The organism is Microcoleus sp. S36b_A4 (genome assembly GCF_036700645.1).
GTDB lineage: Bacteria > Cyanobacteriota > Cyanobacteriia > Cyanobacteriales > Microcoleaceae > Microcoleus.
In genome coordinates this window covers 17,439-35,459 of record NZ_JAUBPI010000044.1, presented here as the reverse complement: position 1 = coordinate 35,459, position 18,021 = coordinate 17,439, and the positions used below count along the sequence as shown (strand labels likewise).

The window sequence follows — 18,021 nt, the reverse complement described above, 5'->3', positions numbered from 1 at the left end:
TCATTGAATGCCCCCGACTTTGTGCCGGGGTTTTTGTTTGAGGGGCGATCGACCACTGCATATAACGGAATTATCCGCATTGTCAGTTTTATACAAACTTTACAAATTTCCCCTATCGCTTCTGCCGAGTACAGCGTCGTAGGGGCGTGGACTCGGCCCGCCACGAGCGGCAAGAATCTTTTGCAGAGTGGGACTGATAACCAACTCTGCAGGCGACATCTCTAGCCACTTGCAAATAGCCAAAAAATCCTCAAAGTGGATATAAGCTAGTAAAGGTCGATTCTCGATGTGGGCTGTTTCCGCCCTGTAAATGGCGACAAGAGATACTCCAATCTCTCTTTTTACATCCTTGTAACCACGTCTTCCCCGCTTCTCACTGACTAACCTCCCCAACCTCTTCGCATCAAAATCACTTGGATTGAGATAGGGGTACTGTGACTCATAGCTTGTGCCTCCGAGTACAGCGTCATAGGGGCGGGGCTGTGGTTGTCGCTGTTCGTTCATTTTTCTGTTTTTTAGATCTAGTAAAGCCCCGAAGTGAACCGGGGCGGTAGCTTCCTAATTTCCTGGGATGTAGCTCAGGACTCTTCTATTCTCCCCGCTCGAACCGCTGCATTTCAGCATAGTTTCGCATCTCTTCCCGCTCCTCTCCTTCGAGATCGGTGATGTTCTCAAAAGTGTGATTGCAGGCTGCACACCGATAATTGGTAAATTCCTCCAACGTTTCACGGTGGCTTACGGAAAGCACGGTCAGCTCGGTGCTGCCACAGTTCGGGCATTCAATCGGTTCGTCATTCATTGCCGTCTCCCTCAATAATTTCTAAAATTGTCTCAATATCGGAGAGCGATGCGGTGGACTTTTTACCCAAAGCTTTTCTTAATTTTTTGAGCACGTTGGCCGCTTCTGGTAAATCTTTGTTGGCAGTGGCTGATTTCTGTTGCAGTTCAGCCACAGATTCCAGCTCGTCTAGTCGATTTTGCTTCTCTGCCAGCCGTCGGGACTGTGATTCATCCCGATATTCAAGGGTTTTGATTTTTTCTTCGAGCTTCTGCTTCTCTTCCCTGCTTTTGATGCAGAGTAAGCGGTTGCGCTCCTCTAATTCCTCAATCTTTGCATAGAGCTGATGCTGTGGCTGTGGCTGTGGATTTTGTTTCAGTTCTGCGACTTGCGCTTCAACCTTCTCCCGTTCTTCACGTTCTTCTCTAAGGCGGGATTGTAATAGTGCTACCACCTTGCGCTGGTTGTCGATCGTCGTAGAACTCGATTCTAAAAGCTGATCGTAGTCCTGCTGATTCTCTGTCGGCATCGAGTCTAATTGCCGCCTGAACGGTTCGTCATGGGTACGATCGGTCAGGCTGCGGACTCCCCCAACAGTTCAGCCTTTAATTCTGCCTTTAGCGCTGCGCGCAATGGTTCAGTCTTACGCTCGATAATTTCTGTAATACGCGCATCTAACAAGCTGTCTGACAAGTTTTGTCTTACGTCAGACGGCTGTTGTCTGACTTCTTCAGGTGGGGGTAACACCACGGAGCCATCATTTAGCGCCTCGATGCCCGCCCGCATAATGTCGATCAAAGTCTTAGAGCGATCGCACCCGTGTTTAGTATTAGTCGCCGGATAACGCTCTTTCCCTAGATTGTCGATCGCCTCCAACACTTCATCGGGACAGCGAAAAGTTAACGATGTTGACGCCATTGCCTTACCTCAATCAAACGTGTATGACGCTATTGTATAACACCTATCGCCGTTTGTATGACACATAAGCAGAATCTGTCATACGCTTGCTTGTCATACACCTTGCTTATGTCTAACAAAATAGTCTTACAACCGCTTGACAAGTGTCTAACAGATTGCTAGTATGTAAGACATAAGGGTAAGACACCTCAAACAAACCCATATACGGCAAGCACTACAGCCACATCACACCACAGGAAAAACCATGCAATTACTCGCCACCAAATTCAACCAAATCGCTACAGCAATCGAAACGACTAACGCCCAGATTGCAGCCCTACAAGCCAAGCTCAGCGAACTCCAAGAACATCAACAGCAGCTCCTATCAGTCGAGCAAGCTTGCCAGTCCGCACTTGCCCAAGTCGGGACAGCGCTGAGTATGCTCAATCATGTAGATCCCGCCGAAATTGGCACGTTTAAGGCAGCGGTTGAGGCACAGTTCGGGACTGACGCGATCGCATTCTTGGAACCCGCCGCACCAGCGGAAACAGTCGAACCGGAACCGACAGTGCCGACAGCGCCGAAACCAGCAGCCACGCCAGAGATTGAGCCAGCTATTGATGTCGAAGTTGCACCAGCAACGGAACCCGCAGCGCCGATCGTCCCGACACCGACAACAACAGCAGCCGACATCGAGGGACTGCTTAATAAAATGTCGATTCAGAACATCCGCAAGCTGGCATCAGCAAAGGGAACCGACACAAAAGGGACGCGGGCAAGCATCGCAGCGAGGTTAAAAGCACTCGTCACACAGGCTGATATCTGGGATGCCACCGCCTAACCCAAAGTACAAACTAAGGCAAGCGTAAGACCACAACCTCACCCGGTCTTACACTTGCCTTAAATTCGTCTTACTTATGTCTAACAATTTGTCTAACTACTATTGACAAGTGTCTAACAATCTGTCATAATGTAAGACATACAGGTAAGACAAGCTTACCCAAAAACAAACCACCGCCCAAAGTTTACGAGGCCGCAGGCGGTGGCTAGCCCTAATAGGACATAACAATGAAATTAGCACAATCAACGATCGCCCGCCCGACTTCCCCCACCGCACTGACTTGCTCTGTCTGTCCTTTTGCCCGCCAGATTGAGGATAACCGCTACGTCTGCCAAGTGTCTGAGACTGCCGCCGATGTAGTTCGCGGTCACTGGCCAGCTAAGGCAAGCTGTCACGAAGCGGTTGAAGCAGCCGAAAAAGCTACCCAAGCACCGATCGCCCAAACCGACACAACCGAACAAACTCCGATCGCGCCCACAGCAACCGCAACACCTGCACCCACCGCGACAGGGGAGAACGACGAACTCCCGAACCGAGGCGACAATGGGCGAGGCCGGCTGCAACCTATGCCAGTTAAAAAAGTTTCGGCTGCTCCGATTCCCGGTAAGAACAGTGATGAGCCGATCGCAGCCAAAAAACTAATGCTGACATTGGTTGCCGTCAAGCGCATTACATCGGATGTGGCGGCTTCCAACTTCGATCGCAACGAGCTAGAAATTGCTGGTGAGCTCAGTCTGGCGATCGGCGGTTTTGTTATTCCCCCGGTGGTGGTGCGAGACAGTCACGGGTACAAGATTATCAGCGGGCATTTTCAGTATCACGCGGCAGTTCTGGCCCGACAATTAAATCCCAGAGCCGGCGAGCATATCCCAGCGATCGTCCTTGAAACCGAAAATCAAACGACAGCCTCAGCAATGCTTAAGATGCTGAAGTTCGCGGCCTAGATTTGTAGCCCCGCCTAAAACGGACGGGGCCCCTTTTTGTCCTAGTGTTATCGGAAAGAGCGATTATCAATACCGTACAATGAATAAAATATCAGTTTCGATCGCACCCCTTGAATCTTCCCTAAGTGCCAAAATTGAGAGGCACTTTGCCCCACTACTGGATGAAGACCCCGACGTGCTTAAGCAACTTTTGGCAGATAAACGCTCGCCGAATACCAAGCGGGCTTATGAAAAAGACGTTAACGACTTTTTTAGAACTATGACGGGCAAGCCTCCGAGCCCTGACAGCGTTCTCGAATTTTTGCACCTCGAAGGGTCGCAGGCTGTGGCGGTGGTACTCAAGTACAAAGCTTTGCTGGTCAACGGTGACGGACAGAAGGCAGCGCTTTCCGAAGCCACAGTTAATAGGAGGCTGGCGGCTATCAAATCTCTGGTGCAGATGGGGCGGAAACTGGGAACCTGCTGTTTCACCTTAGAAGACATTAAGGGGGAGAAAACCCAGAAATATCGCGACACGACGGGCATTGATGCGGCGACTTTTTCTCAAATCTTGCAACAGTGCGATCGGGCGACGGTGGCGGGTAAGCGAGATTACGCTTTGCTCAGACTGCTGTGGGGCAATGCTTTGCGACGCAACGAAGTTAGCCAGCTCAATCTTGCCGACTTTGATCGGGTACAGGGGACGCTGCGAATTTTGGGCAAGGGGCGGGGGATGCAAGCGGAAACAATAGAACTAGGGGCTGCGACGGTGGCGGCTATCGGCGACTGGGTGGAAGCTAGGGGCGGCAGTAACTCACCGGGGGTTCCGCTGTTCACCGCGCTTGACTTTGCTAACGCAGGACACCGCTTGACTGGCGACGGTATCCGCAAAATTGTGGTCAGACTCTGCGAAAAAGCTGGCATCAGCAAACAGATGTCGCCTCACCGCATCAGACACAGCGCTATTACGGCAGCGCTGGATGCGACGGATGGGAATGTACGGAAAGTCCAGAAGTTGAGCCGCCATCGTAAGCTTGACACCCTCATGATTTATGACGACAATCGGGGCCGTGACCAACAGGACGTTACCGATTTGCTTGATGGGATGTTCTAGTAGTTTTAGATCCAACAAAAAATCCCCAAGTAGCTGAAGCTTGGGGATATCCGGTTTGTTTCTTTCTTCATCACCTTGTAGCAATTTCAGGTAATGCACTTTCCCAGCCTAGGACTCGAAACGGTTACGGCTAGGTCAGCATACAGAAATTTCTGATTGACTTTCTAGCTTTTAGAAGTGGGATGCCATTTTCAAGCAATGGTCTATCAAGCATCTTGGCATCCAACTCAACCCCGATATTCTAGCTTTTGATACAGAAGTGAGAGAGTAGGGGTAAGGGTAAGACATCATTACCGCCAGCGTAAGACATCCTTACCATAAATGATAAGACATCATTACAATAAGCCGTAAAATACCATTACCATAAATGGCTATATTATAGTATTTTTTATCTTAAAAATTATTTTTAGTGGGTTTATGTCAGTTAGCAATGATTTTAATACCAGTTGACTATACCCCTTTTTTTTGATTAATATTCTAGTAGACAATTATAAAATTTTAACTCAGGATATGAATTTATTAAATTTGGTTGTGAGGGTATAACTGAAAGTTCTTTTGTAGGATATAGTGTCAAGCTATATCTGTATGTCTGCTTAACTGAACATCGGAACTGTAGTTGTGAGATCATTTGTGACCTGTATCTGACTTTTCCCCGATTTCTTTCTAACTTTTAAGGAAATTTAACAATGAACCTGAAAAGATTTCTGTGCTACAGTGCGATTTGCTTAACGGTAGTTTGTGTTTATTCAAGCCCAGGAGTTCTTGCACAACAAGCTCGTGGAAGGCTTATTAGGAACCAATTGTCTGGCAAATGCCTTGACGTATCTGGCTATCCGGGTACTGCAAATGGCACACCATTAATTCTTTATGATTGCGAAGTGTCTGACCCTAACACAGACCAAAGATGGATAATGATAAGCGGAGGATTCATCCAAAATCAACTATCTGGCAAATGCCTTGACGTATCTGGCTATCCGGGTACTGCAAATGGTACACCATTAATTCTTTATGATTGTGAAACGTCTGACCCTAACACAGACCAAAGATGGATAATAACAAGCAGAGGATTTATCCAAAATCAACTATCTGGCAAGTGTATTGATGTTGCTGGTGCTCCAGGTCAACAAAATGGCGCACAGTTACTACTTTGGGACTGTGAAACGTCTGAACGTAATGGTGACAATGGTTCAGTAACAGATCAACGATGGAGTCAGTAGAAAATCAAGTTAGCTTAGTATAAGCGTTACGTTCTGCCACCTCAGAACAACCCTGGTGCAGCGGATTGTCTGAAGTCGCTTGTAGTGTTACAACCCACATTCCGCACCCTCAACTGGCAGACATACAGTTGGGGTGCTAATGGAGAGTCGATCAATCTGTTAGGATTGAGTAGAAATACTTAAAAAGCGGTGTCACGATCATTCTAGTGGTCAATTCTGGAAAATACACCTGAAAATGGTTCCAGAAATATCTGATCAACCCTTCACTCGACTGAGCCAGAACGAAATCTTGAAATATTGACTGTCTAAACCTTCCAGAACTATTTAGCTTCTGATGATCCGAACCTTGCATGTACCCCGAATTAGCTGTAGATTTACTCAGAAGCAAATAAGCTGATAATGCTTATCACAGCTTCTGCCACAGCCGCGACTCCACTAACAAAGTTTGCTGTTCCGTGGGCTATCTCCCCAAGGTCTTGAACATTTTGCTTCATACTAGATAAATTTAGATTTGGATTAGCTGCCTCCTGTTTTAATGAGTCTAAACACTCAGTAGCCCTTGCTCTTTCCTCAGAAGGAATCTCTGTAATGTTGAGCTCTAAAGACCTGATATTTGTCATTAGAGATTCAGTAGCAAGGGTATTAATACTATTAATTCCAACACCAGATACAGTCATACCCATTTCCTTGCCAGATTCTTTTTCCTTGGCTCTTACATCCAATATGCCATTCGCATCAATAGTAAAGGTAATGTCAATTTTCTGTACACCTTTTGGTGCAGAGGGAATACCATCTAGCCGAAAGATTCCCAGGCTGTGGTTGTCTTTAGCCATTTTCTGCTCACCCTGAAGAATATGCACTTTTACATTGGTTTGTCCATCTATTGTTGTAGAAAAAACCTTGCATCTTTCAGTTGGAATATTTGTATTTCGGGGAAGTATAGGAGTCATTACCTCACCAAGGGTTTCTATTCCCAAAGACATTGCCATAACATCGAGAAGCAGAACATCCTTTACACTGCCCTCAAGCACACCAGCCTGAATAGCAGCTCCCAAGGCAACTGCTTCGTCAGGGTTGACAGTTTGATTAGGCTTCTTACCAATTAATTGTTTTACTAAATTCTGAACAGCAGGAATACGAGTGGAACCACCTACTAAAATCACCTGATCAATACGATCTCTGCTTAGACGGGCATATCGAAGGGCGTCCTCTACAGGCAAACGGCAGCGATCTAATAGATCACTGCATAATTCTTCAAACTTTTGCTGCGTCAGAATCATCTCTAGATTCTTAGAACCTAGGTCAGTAATGGCAATGAAAGGAATATTAATCTCTACTTCTGGCAAGGTAGATAGATCAATTTTAGCCTGCTCGGCTGCTTCCAAAATCCGCTGCATGGTCTGCTGACTCTGCCACAGATTAATCCCTTCTGTTCTGAAAAATTCCCTAGCTATGTAATCAATGATCTTCTTGGTGAAGTCATCTCCTCCAAGGTGAGTATCTCCGGATGTAGCTAGGACTTCAAACGCGCCATCACCAACTTCCAGAATCGATACATCAAAGGTACCACCACCCAAATCGAATACCATGATGGTTTCATTGCTAGCTTTATCAAATCCATAAGCCATAGCTGCGGCAGTTGGCTCATTGATGATCCGGAGTACCTCCAGACCTGCTAGCTTTCCGGCATTCTTCGTTGCTTGGCGCTGAGAATCATTGAAGTAAGCAGGAACTGTGATCACTGCCTGAGTAGGAGTTTCACCCAGATAACTCCCCGCATCTACAACCAACTTTTTCAAAACTTGGGCCGAGATAGTCTCAGGAGATAGATTTTGGCGCAGAATGGGGCATCTCAGCTTAGCACTGTTGTTGCTATCTCTGGTTACTTGGTAGACAACCTGTCGGGTCTCTTCTTTGACATCATCGTAAAGTTGACCAATAAAACGCTTAGCCGAGTAAAAAGTGTTTTCTGGGTTTACTGCCGCCTGTCGCTTTGCAATTCTGCCTACAATACAGGTAGCAGCTTTCGTGTAAGCAACTACTGAAGGAGTTGTACGAAAACCGTCAGCATTAGAAATGACGATAGGTTTACCTCCTTCCATTACTGCGACTACAGAATTGGTAGTTCCCAGATCAATACCGATAACTTTACTCATATTCAAAGATATTGGAATTTTAGGTACGTGTGCTATGAGATAGCCTATAGGCAGTCAAGCAATCTTTTGAAAAACATCTATATAAAATAGATGTAAAAATCGGTAATTTTGCTGCTGGGTTTCCTGAGCGTCTTCACTAATTCTAGCAAGACAGTCCACTAAGTGAGGCTTAATTGGAAGCATCCCAATTAAGCAAAAGTATTGGGTAAGTAGGTAGGCGCTGTAAAATACAATTATGTAAACGATTGTAAAGCATTTAAATACCCTAAGCGTGGCTAAGTTAGCCCTGTTTACATACTGTTACATAGCTCGGTTTAATCCTGCTTACCTACTTATACAGTCTCGCACTCCCAAAAATTTCTTATCTTGATGAAGCTGTAGCAGTTCCACGCCCTGGGTCAGGATATGCTTCTATCCTGATGTAGCGGCAACAGTTACAAGTTCTAGGCTGGGAAATACCGAATGCCTCATTCCGAGTGACATAGCAATCCTAAATCATTTGTGAAATTTCTCTTACTGTGAGTTTTTGGCGTCTTTCGCTCTTTCTTTGATGAGTGATGACCGAAAGCTCTCCAACAACATACTTACAAAGATACTCACAAAGAAACCTATCAAGGAGATCGTAGGATAATAGAAAGTAGTAAAAAAAATACATAAAGTAAAAACAATGATAATGAGATAGGTGGAGGTATCCATCAACTTGGCACGGCTCAACTTGTCAAGGCTCCACTTGGCGCCTTTCAACTTGGTACCTCTCAAATCGGTTGCTCTTAGGTTTGCACGTCTCAAGTCGGCATCCCTCAACTTGGCACCTCTCAAGTCGGCTCTGCTCAAGTCGGCACCGCTAAGCTTGGCACGACCCAAGTTGACACCGCTCAGGTTAGCACCGCTAAGCTTGGCAAAGATCAGGTTGGCACCGCTCAAGTCCGCACGACTCAAGTCCGCATGAGTCAAGTTCGCACCACTCAAGTCCGCATAAGTCAAGTCCGCACCACTCAAGTTCGCACGACTCAAGTCCGCATCCCTCAAGTCCACACCACTCAAGTCCGCATCAGCAAAATCTGTAGCAATATCTAAACCAGCAATTTTCGCCAATTCCACAAAGTTATTGGTTTCTGCCTCAAGAATCTGCTGAATAGAGTGTTGAGGTTCTTGCAAAGAGTTTTCATTAGCCATATCGCAACTCTACTCGACTCATATATGGTTGTAATAAGCTATATAAATTTTTTCTAACCCTTACTTGCGCGATTCTCTGCTTATTTATAGAACTTTGTTCTGACCACAATCCCTCAATTCTCGTAATATGAACGTGTTTTAGTCCAACCTCAAAAGTTGCTTCCGCACAGCAAGGCTGATTATTTATAGTCACAGTTCCTAAGTTTTCCTTTGGTAACGTTCCTTTCAACACTGACGAAGCTGTCTTAACTTCAAACAGCCAAGCTGGATTTGACTCCGAACCATTTGTTGTTACTTCGCATATAGAAGGGAACTGCAACGTTTCAGTTGCTTGTCTTTCTTGCAGCATTTTTAAGCCAGTCAGGTTACACAAATTTTGAGGAATATAACCATTTTTCAGATTGAGATTTAGTGTTCCACCTTTCAAACCAAACTTGACACGTCCCCCCTCGACCGATTCCCACTGTTCGTTAAACTCAATGGTAATTGGCAGGTTAATTTGCTCAGATTCAACTAGAATTCCTTCTAAGTGCATATACAAGCAATCTGGGAACTTATTTTCATGGTGTACTTGAGACATTGGGGGTAGGGTGTCTGGCATTACTTAGATGGAATAATAAATTTAATTTTTACCTGAAATACACCCTAATATGACGCTGTAATTGTTTTGCAGTCTAAACAAAATTTTACACTTGTACAGGGATCAGTTCGTCTTGCGGGAAAATTGCACCTCGCCTTTTTAATTCATACTTTGCTTTTTCATCAAGTCCGGCATTCTTACCAAATTGAGCATTTTCTACTTGGGCATTGTTCAGATTTGTGGATGTCAAATTAGCATTGTGCAAATTAGCATTGCTTAAATTGGCAGTGGTTAAGTTAGCATTAATCAAATCGGCATCGCTTAAGTTAGCATCGCTTAAGTCAGCAAAACTCAAGTTGGCATCCATCAGCAAAGCATTTCTCAAGTCAGCACTACTTAAGTCGGCACGACAAAGTTTTACATTTATTAATTTAGCATTGCTTAAGTTAGCAAAACTTAGATCGGCACGACTCAAATCAGCTTGAGTTAAGTCAGCACCACTGAGATTAAATCTACTCAATTTGCAGCCAATTCCTTTAACACTACTTAAATCAGCTCCTGCTAAATCTTCATACGGATTTAGACCCGCCTGTTTCACCAATTCAGATAAATTATTTGTATTGGCTTCGAGAATTTGCTTAATATAATTTTGGATTGACACCTGCGATGTAGACTCAGGAGAGCTAGGAATTGGCGATTGTCGCACATAAAACTTAGTCAGTCGCTTTTCTTCACTCCAGGCAACAAACGCAATTCCCCCAACTACACTTAACCCTACTGTAAAAGCGGGTGGGTTTCCCCCTGTCAGCAACAGCATCATCAACAAACCCGCACCAACTTGAGCTGTTTGCTTGACTAAAGAATTTAATCCAGCTTCAGCTTCTTCATAAAGACTAATTTGTTTGCGCTTGATTAGAGTCATATCCAATATCTCCTAGGGGTTATTTTTTAAATTCTTAAGTCTGCCCTAAACCGAGAAATGATTCGACCTGCGAGAACTATCCACAATAGAAAATCAGAAGTTACAATAATGAAACAAGCATAACGGGATATACCCCAAGGGCTTTCTTGCAGACAAATATTGAAACTTGAAAAATCTTCTCCGATAATAATTTTACTGATTAAACCGGGAAGTTTTAAAATAATACCTATCGCGATTGCATCCTGAATTGACCCATAAACTATTCTTCCAAGTCTACCCATTAACGCATAGAACACTTGATCGACCAATTCCAAAACATTCATCACGACCTTTTTCGTGAATGTACCCAATCGCGTAGTTACTGGAGGAGATGGCTCTACAGAAATTGGACTCGATGAGGGTGGTGTCGGTGTCGGTGTCGGTGTCGGTGTCGGTGTCGGTGTCGGTGTCGGTGTCGGTGTCGGTGTCGGTGTCGGTGTCGGTGGTGGTCCAGTCATTACTGCACGGTATAAATTTTTATATATCTCGATTATTAGGTTGCCTAATTACTCACTGTAACGTGAGATACTTACCTTAAACTCTATTTCTCGTCTTGTTAATCCATATCCGGAAGATTGAAAATGTTTACAGATCAAACTCATGTGCAGCAAGAGCTTGATGTCTGTTGTCTGAAAAATATTCACGAAAAGTCTGTAAACTTTAGAGAATAAGGTTTTGGAATGAGTGGGAAAATTGGATTATCCCCGCCTAGAACAAGGTTTTGGAGTGACTGGGAAAATTACCCTTTCCCGCCTAACTTCTAGCGGGATTTTTTCGACGGGCTCTTAAGTCTTTGTCGCAGTGAAAAAGATTTAGAAGACCGTCGGAAAAATAGCCACCTGCCCGTCCGGCTGAGGACACTTACATTCGTGTGTCACGCGCTTGAAAGTATTTAATGACTTTAGCGGTTCCAGGCTCTGGCTCAGGATATGCCTCAAACGTGCTTCGGTAGTATAGACGAATCGGATGAGTGGGCAGCTATCAGATCCCCGATCGCCTCAAAATACTCATTTGTTACACCATGCGCTGTGGGATGTTTTGCGATGACGAAGAGCGTAGAACCATTAGCACCAGATTGAAAGCCATTCTTATGAGTGCTGAAATTGGCTCCCTCTGCAATCGCTCTCCACCACTGCTGGTACCAAGCATCTAAACTGTAGAACACAACCGCACGCGGCTTGTATTTCAAGACTCGATGCCGGATGTGGTCGGCGCGTTGAGCAGCATAAGATTCTCGGTAAACCTGTCTCTCCAGAAGTTGTGGAAGCTGTGAGTAATCGGAGTACAGCCATATACCAGCACTGGGCGAAGGTAACGGGAGCAGCTCTAGCAGGCAAGTTTCTCCACCCTCTCTCGCTAACTGCTGTCCCTGATATCCTCTAACCTGATCACGTGTGGCTTCCTGTCCTTTTGCTTTCAGTAAACTTCGGATCAATTTCCCCCAAACGGGCTGTATGTTCGGGTGTTGACCGAAGCATTTGGATTCACCAAATGCTTGGTGATACTCAAAAACGTCTTCCAGTTCTCTACATCCACGTCGAGACCAAGCATTTAAACGCTGCAAAGCATCTTCAATAGTTCCCCCGCCTCCCTCCTCTTTACCAACAAACCAAAAGTCTCCGTGATAGTTGCCATATCCATAGAATGTATGGATGTATTTTTCCAGCAATTGATCGTCAAGCATAGTGAACCCTTGAATTCATCGCACCCTTATCGCAACCAGCAAATATTCAATGTAGCAGCAAGGGTTTGAGATGATCAATCAGAAAATATGAATATCGTGACCTAGCCGTAACAGTTCTGTCTCCTATAGCAATCCGATCTGAGTCTCACAACACAACGCCATCTTGTCTTCCTAGACTTCTTGTATAGCAAGACTTTCAGATTTTCCCTATCTAGAAAATCACTTAGGATTGCTATAGATGGGGAAATTACTCTAGCCTGATAAGTCTGTAATGGTTCCAAGCTTGGTGTAGAGGTATGTTACTTTCCGTGAATAGGTAGGTGACCAAATTGGTCTGCCAATTTTTTTGGCTCAGACTCATATGCAGCAAGAGCTTAATATCACTAATAATCAACGTAAGAAGGGATGGACATACTATAGCAACTTGCAGTATTTTGTTGCTATAGTATGTATTGGGTAATTTTTAAAGACTTAAAATTATGATTACAGAGCAAGAATTGAGAGAGGGAATAAAAAAGTTTGCATCCGAAATAAGCTCAGAGCCTTTGGGCGAGGTATACCACCAGCCCGAGAATGGGGCTAGTCCTTTCTGGTGTTTCCAAAATGTGTTGATTAAAGTTAAAAAAGATGGGGGAGGTATTCTTTGTGGTTGGACTTTCGGTCACCGCTTTAACCCTGAGTATGGAGATTACTTGGTGGCAACACATCACGCAGTTTGGTGTAGCGCAGACCAAATATTAGATATAACACCCTTTACTGCTGATAAAAATCATCATCCGCTCGGTCGGAAAAATTACGTTATTTTTTTAGCTGACCAATTGGCGGAACCTGTTCAACTTGGGGATTTGATAGCACCGTTGCCACTCAAATTTTTGGCTCTCAGCGATAATTACAAACTTATAGAATATGTCAAACAAAAGACACAAGAAGAACATAAAATATGCCAGGAAATATACGAGGGAAAATTCAGCCCTCATCAAATTACTGGTCGTTTGTACAAAGGTGAATTCTACATAGAGAAATAAGCGAATACGACAGGCTGTGATAGAATTTTTTCTTATTGCAGTGTACTTTTCCTCACCTCAAAAAAACCTATTTTTTTTCTTGCTGTAACGGCTCCAAGCTTTTGGTAAAAATTTTTCATTTTCTGACCTAACTGCAACGATTACAAGCTCTGAGCGAGGAGATAGGTTTATCCTGATGAAGCTGTAACGGTTGCAAGCCTAGGGGTGGAAAACAATTGCTTTCGTGGTTACAAGTCCTAAATGGGGATAAACCCGTTTTATCGAACAGATTAAATTATCGTCACAATATAATAAATATTATTGAGAGGTAAAGGACATGACCCGAGAAGAAGCGGTGCGACGAATTGAGTGGGCTGCTGAGAAAAAATTGAAGGAACTGGATTTATCTAAACTGGGGTTGGAGGAATTGCCGCTGGAGATTGTCAAGTGTACACTTCTGACACGGCTTGTACTTTGTGACAATAAAATTACCTCCATCCCCGATGTACTCGGACAACTGTCGAATCTGGAAAGACTTAACCTGAATAACAATAAAATTACCTCCATCCCAGAGGCATTCGGGCAACTGTCGAATCTGATATGCCTTGAGCTTAATGACAATGAGATTACCTCTATCCCAGAGGCACTCGGGCAACTGTCGAGGCTGATGTGGCTTCACCTCACTAATAATCAGCTTACTTGTATCCCAGAGGGAATCGGGGAACTGTGGAATCTGAGAGTAATTGACCTTAGTAATAATCAGATTGCTGGTATCCCAGAGGCAATTGGGCAATTGTTTAATCTGAAAGTAATTGACCTTAGTAATAATCTGATTGCCTGTATCCCAGAGGTAATCGGGCAACTGTGGAATCTGCAAGAGCTGTTTCTTCCTAACAATCAGATTGCTGAAATCCCGGAGGCGCTCGGGCAACTGTCGAGTTTGAAAACACTTTACCTTCGTGGCAATCAGATTACTTCTATCCCAGAAGCGCTCGGGCAACTGTCGAATCTGGACAAGCTCCACCTCGGGGAAAATCAAATTACCTCTATCCCAGAAGCGCTCGGGCAACTATCGAATCTGAAAGAACTTTACCTTACTGACAATCAGATTAGGGAAATCCCAGGGGTGATCGGGCAACTGTCGAGTTTGAGAGTGCTTTACCTTAATAGCAATCAGATTACTACTATCCCAAAGACGCTTGGACAACTGTCCAATCTGAAATTGCTCAACCTTGGGAAAAATCAGATTGCTGAAATTCCGGAGACGCTCGGGCAACTGTCGAGTTTGAGAACGCTTTACCTTGGTGGCAATCAGATTACTACTATCCCAAAGATGCTCGGACAACTGTCGAATCTGGCAAAGCTGCTCCTCCCTAACAATCAGATTGCTGAAATCCCAGAGGCGATTCGCAGCATGAAGAATTTGGAAAAACTAGATTTGCAAAATAACCCGGTGCTGATTTTCCCGCAAGTTCTGGGGCACGGTCAAGATGATGGAGGTTGTGGTGATTTGCGAACCATTCTCGACTCTTGCTTCCACACCTGCAATCCAGGGTTACCTGAGCTAGATGCTGAGCGTCAGAAAATTGAATCTGAGGAATACTTTGACGCTGAAACTCTTCAAGATGCCAGACGACGGACAACTGCTTCCATTGTGCAGCGACAAGGACAGGCTGAATTTCGACGTAAGTTGTTAACTGCTTACGGTGGTCGATGTCCAATAACTGATTGTGATGTAGAGTCAGCTATTGAAGCAGCACATATAATTCCATATCAAGGTACTCAAACCAATCATCCAACAAATGGTTTACCACTCAGAGCCGACATACACACTCTGTTTGATCTGCATCTACTATCAATTCGACCAGATACCAATGAAGTGGTGATTGCCCCTGAACTCGTCGGCACCTGTTATCAATATCTGGCTGATCGGAAACTGACTTTACCACAGGATCAAAAAACAGCACCAAATCAAAACGCTCTCAGTAAGCATTATGAAACTTTTCTCAGCAAATGCAAAAGTGGTCAGTTACAACGGTTATAAGGTGTAGATGGGGATTTTTGAGTTTCCCTCCCTATCCGTTTATGGAAATGGTATTAACTGCACAGTAACTAATTGTGCCTTACAGTTTTGTCTTACTATTTTTATTTAGTAAGACACTAGAGCCACAAGACTTCCACGTCCTAGGCGGGAAAATATCACTTTCCCGCCTAAGCCCTGTAACTTTTGCAGATGCATCGAGAAAACACATATTTTGACATAAAACATTATCAAATTCAAAAATATCCAGAGTATAAACTCAAAAACAGGTATAGTTAGATTAATTACCATCTAAAAACCTAACAAATAAAAGAAAATAATGATCTTGGCTCAAGCTGTTTCAGCACAAGTTATTAACGCCCAAATAGTCAATATTGAAGACGGCGATACACTCACTGTTCGCAGTAATAAAGGACAAAATATAACAGTAAGGTTATCTTGCATTGACGCACCTGAAAAAAATCAAGAAGGAGGAAAAGAGGCATATAATCGCCTTAACACACTACTTCCAAAAGGTACATCAATCAAACTTTACCCTGCATATAAAGGCCTATATGAACACCAATTACTGGTAGTTTTGGTGGTTTTTGACAATAAAAATATTAATTTACAAATGGTGCAAGAAGGGCAAGCATGGGTCTATGAAAATTATATTGGTGTTGGTAGATGTAGCACTATTGTTAAAGAATTGCGTCAAGGTCAGACTACCGCTCAACATCAGCGAATTGGACTATGGAATAAAAATAATCCTTGTCCACCTTGGGACTATAGAAAAAATCAGTGTAAATAGAATCCCATTACCCCACAAAAACCTGCACCTAATCCCCAAAGACCCATACCCAATTAACAAACAAAAAGACGGTATGGCTTGTGAGTAAAACTTTCAACAGTATCTAAAAATCATCAAACCCGCTAGACTCCAACTCTGGCGGGTTTCTATTAGCTACCAGTTAGACACATCATAAACCTTACTATATCAAGTTAGACTTAGTTGAAGACTTTACTTGTTTAAATACTCTTCATTAACATCTTTTATTCTGGGATCTTTTTCCATTATTTTAGTGATTAATTCCCGCAGAGTAAAAGGATCTCTAAACACACCTTTGTCAATAATTCTAGTTGTTATTTCATTGATTTCTTTAGTTCCTTTATCAGGATGACCCACTATTATTAAGGTAAACTCCGAAGAAAATTCAAAGTATAAATTCTTTATGAGTAGTTCGAGGTCTAAATCGTGATCGGGATTATATGAATCATCGTATTCACTTGTAAATTGCGCTTTATATTGCGCTTGTATAACTTTTGTTAAAATTTGAATTGAACTTCTATAGGACTCATAAATTTTTTCTCGATACCATTTTTGTCTCTCAGTTTCTTGTTGCCAAATTCTTTGTTGATTTTCACGATCCAATTGAAATTTATTGTTAATCCAATTATTAATTAATAACGAGACGCTAGACAATACAGCAGCTAAAAGAATATAAATACCAGGTGATTGGGAAAGCATATTGTTTTTATCTATGTAAAAGCATAATAATGATAGCTCTTTACATAAAAGATTAGCAACTGTGAATCTTTGCGGATTTTTAACCGCACTCCGACCGCTCTCACCGCTTTCTGAGTGCCAGCGCTCCCACCACATCCAGTTTTTTAAAAAGCACTCACTTGCGACGTGCGAGTGTGACGCAAAAAAGCCCTAACTGTAAGTAGTTGGGGGATTCCGGTTTGGTTGATTGTCGGCGAAGCCGATCGGCTTTGCCGCTAGAGAACAGAATACCAGCCGCTCTTTTTGACCAAATAATTTCAGGTTTTAGATTTTGACAGTGCAGTTGCCCTGCCAACCGCCCAAAAAGGCGAATCAACGGGAATTAAAATGCGTCAAGTTTCCTTTACCTCTCGCAACCAATGCCGTCCTTGTCTCTATCAAATCCATGTGGGTCTGGTTGCAGTACGCGAAAGCGTTTGTGAGAAATGTCGCCACAATTTAAATCAGGCGGTGCGGGCGGGATACAAACATCGGGGTAACTCGGGTCACAATTATTTCGTGGACTTGACGCAGGCCTTTGTGGAGTTGGTGCAGGTTTTTGTGGCGCAGCAGCGGGCTGTGCTACACACTGATTTTTTCTAAAGTCCCAGGGAGGGCAAGGATTAGCTTGACTCCATAACCCGACTCGGTTTTGCTTGGCAACGCTTTGAGCTTGGCGCAATTGGTCGGCGGTCGTGCGACAGTTGCCTATGTACTGCTCATACACCCAGGCTTGTCCTTCTTGTAAAAGTTGTACATTAATATTTTTACTGCCGTTGAAAACAACTCCAACTGTGCGACCATACTGGTCTTTATCTACAACGACGACTTTAACTGATGCACCTTTGGGAAGAAGTGCAGTAAGGCGATTGGCTGCCTCTTTTCCTCCTTGTTGGTTTCTTTCAGGCGTGTCAATGCAAGCCAGCCGCACAGTTATATTTTGCCCGTTAGTGCTGCGAATGGTGAGAGTGTCGCCGTCGCCGACACTAACTACCTGGGCATTAATAGCTTGATTGTTTGGCTGAGAAACTTGAGCCGTAATTGTTGAGACGAGCGGTGCAATGAACATTAATTACTAGACTCCATTTCGTGTTTGCTAGGTGGTTAATTGCTGTATTTGCTGC

General features: G+C 43.9%; 19 protein-coding genes. 7 read left to right on the top strand and 12 right to left on the bottom strand.

The window, feature by feature from the left end:
• Positions 1-99: 99 nt before the first annotated feature.
• From QUA03_RS15880 to QUA03_RS15865, 4 genes are all read right to left on the bottom strand, one after another.
• On the bottom strand, positions 100-504 hold the full coding sequence (locus tag QUA03_RS15880) for a hypothetical protein (RefSeq protein WP_333213237.1): 405 nt from the start codon (positions 502-504) through the stop codon (positions 100-102).
• An 85-nt stretch (positions 505-589) separates the two neighbouring features.
• Positions 590-799 (bottom strand): hypothetical protein, encoded by a 210-nt coding sequence (locus QUA03_RS15875; RefSeq protein ID WP_333213236.1) that lies wholly within the window; start codon positions 797-799, stop codon positions 590-592.
• Positions 792-1,307 (bottom strand): hypothetical protein, encoded by a 516-nt coding sequence (locus QUA03_RS15870; protein WP_333213235.1) that lies wholly within the window; start codon positions 1,305-1,307, stop codon positions 792-794. The genes QUA03_RS15875 and QUA03_RS15870 overlap by 8 nt, the downstream gene beginning before the upstream one ends.
• 44 nt (positions 1,308-1,351) lie before the next feature.
• Positions 1,352-1,696 carry a hypothetical protein gene (locus tag QUA03_RS15865; protein ID WP_333213234.1) on the bottom strand — a complete coding sequence of 115 codons (345 nt, stop codon included), beginning with the start codon at positions 1,694-1,696 and terminating at the stop codon, positions 1,352-1,354.
• Positions 1,697-1,940: 244 nt separating this feature from the next.
• On the opposite strand from QUA03_RS15865, the gene QUA03_RS15860 reads away from it, so the two are divergent.
• From QUA03_RS15860 to QUA03_RS15845, 4 genes are all read left to right on the top strand, one after another.
• Entirely contained in the window at positions 1,941-2,516 is a 576-nt protein-coding gene (locus QUA03_RS15860; protein ID WP_333213233.1) for a hypothetical protein, read from the top strand.
• A gap of 227 nt (positions 2,517-2,743) precedes the next feature.
• Positions 2,744-3,460: a hypothetical protein gene (locus QUA03_RS15855; protein WP_333213232.1), complete on the top strand. Its 717-nt coding sequence runs from the start codon at positions 2,744-2,746 to the stop codon at positions 3,458-3,460.
• Positions 3,461-3,539: 79 nt separating this feature from the next.
• Positions 3,540-4,553: a tyrosine-type recombinase/integrase gene (locus QUA03_RS15850; RefSeq protein WP_333213231.1), complete on the top strand. Its 1,014-nt coding sequence runs from the start codon at positions 3,540-3,542 to the stop codon at positions 4,551-4,553.
• 686 nt (positions 4,554-5,239) lie between these two features.
• Complete coding sequence (locus QUA03_RS15845) at positions 5,240-5,770, top strand: RICIN domain-containing protein (RefSeq protein WP_333213230.1); 531 nt, start codon at positions 5,240-5,242, stop codon at positions 5,768-5,770.
• A 374-nt stretch (positions 5,771-6,144) separates the two neighbouring features.
• On the opposite strand, the gene dnaK is transcribed toward QUA03_RS15845, so the two are convergent.
• The 6 genes from dnaK to QUA03_RS15815 all read right to left on the bottom strand — a co-directional run bounded on the left by dnaK (position 6,145) and on the right by QUA03_RS15815 (position 12,327).
• Entirely contained in the window at positions 6,145-7,926 is a 1,782-nt protein-coding gene (dnaK, locus tag QUA03_RS15840; protein ID WP_333213229.1) for a molecular chaperone DnaK, read from the bottom strand.
• A 513-nt stretch (positions 7,927-8,439) separates the two neighbouring features.
• On the bottom strand, positions 8,440-9,102 hold the full coding sequence (locus tag QUA03_RS15835; RefSeq protein WP_333213228.1) for a pentapeptide repeat-containing protein: 663 nt from the start codon (positions 9,100-9,102) through the stop codon (positions 8,440-8,442).
• Positions 9,095-9,703: a hypothetical protein gene (locus QUA03_RS15830; protein ID WP_333213227.1), complete on the bottom strand. Its 609-nt coding sequence runs from the start codon at positions 9,701-9,703 to the stop codon at positions 9,095-9,097. Before QUA03_RS15830 ends, QUA03_RS15835 begins: the two co-directional genes overlap by 8 nt.
• A gap of 85 nt (positions 9,704-9,788) precedes the next feature.
• Complete coding sequence (locus QUA03_RS15825; RefSeq protein ID WP_333213226.1) at positions 9,789-10,604, bottom strand: pentapeptide repeat-containing protein; 816 nt, start codon at positions 10,602-10,604, stop codon at positions 9,789-9,791.
• A 26-nt stretch (positions 10,605-10,630) separates the two neighbouring features.
• Complete coding sequence (locus tag QUA03_RS15820) at positions 10,631-11,101, bottom strand: hypothetical protein (protein ID WP_333213225.1); 471 nt, start codon at positions 11,099-11,101, stop codon at positions 10,631-10,633.
• 476 nt (positions 11,102-11,577) lie between these two features.
• Positions 11,578-12,327: a hypothetical protein gene (locus tag QUA03_RS15815; RefSeq protein WP_333213224.1), complete on the bottom strand. Its 750-nt coding sequence runs from the start codon at positions 12,325-12,327 to the stop codon at positions 11,578-11,580.
• 479 nt (positions 12,328-12,806) lie between these two features.
• Between QUA03_RS15815 and QUA03_RS15810 the strand changes: the two genes are divergently transcribed.
• The 3 genes from QUA03_RS15810 to QUA03_RS15800 all read left to right on the top strand — a co-directional run bounded on the left by QUA03_RS15810 (position 12,807) and on the right by QUA03_RS15800 (position 16,162).
• Positions 12,807-13,352, top strand: a complete 546-nt coding sequence (locus QUA03_RS15810; RefSeq protein ID WP_333213223.1) for a hypothetical protein — start codon at positions 12,807-12,809, stop codon at positions 13,350-13,352.
• Between the two features lie 316 nt (positions 13,353-13,668).
• On the top strand, positions 13,669-15,375 hold the full coding sequence (locus QUA03_RS15805) for a leucine-rich repeat domain-containing protein (protein WP_333213222.1): 1,707 nt from the start codon (positions 13,669-13,671) through the stop codon (positions 15,373-15,375).
• A gap of 316 nt (positions 15,376-15,691) precedes the next feature.
• Positions 15,692-16,162 (top strand): thermonuclease family protein, encoded by a 471-nt coding sequence (locus QUA03_RS15800; RefSeq protein WP_333213221.1) that lies wholly within the window; start codon positions 15,692-15,694, stop codon positions 16,160-16,162.
• Between the two features lie 210 nt (positions 16,163-16,372).
• Here QUA03_RS15800 and QUA03_RS15795 read toward each other — a convergent pair whose 3' ends face one another.
• Positions 16,373-17,014, bottom strand: a complete 642-nt coding sequence (locus QUA03_RS15795) for a hypothetical protein (protein ID WP_333213220.1) — start codon at positions 17,012-17,014, stop codon at positions 16,373-16,375.
• 247 nt (positions 17,015-17,261) lie between these two features.
• A complete protein-coding gene (locus tag QUA03_RS15790) occupies positions 17,262-17,966 on the bottom strand; it encodes a thermonuclease family protein (protein ID WP_333213219.1) in 705 nt (234 codons plus the stop codon).
• Positions 17,967-18,021: the final 55 nt, after the last annotated feature.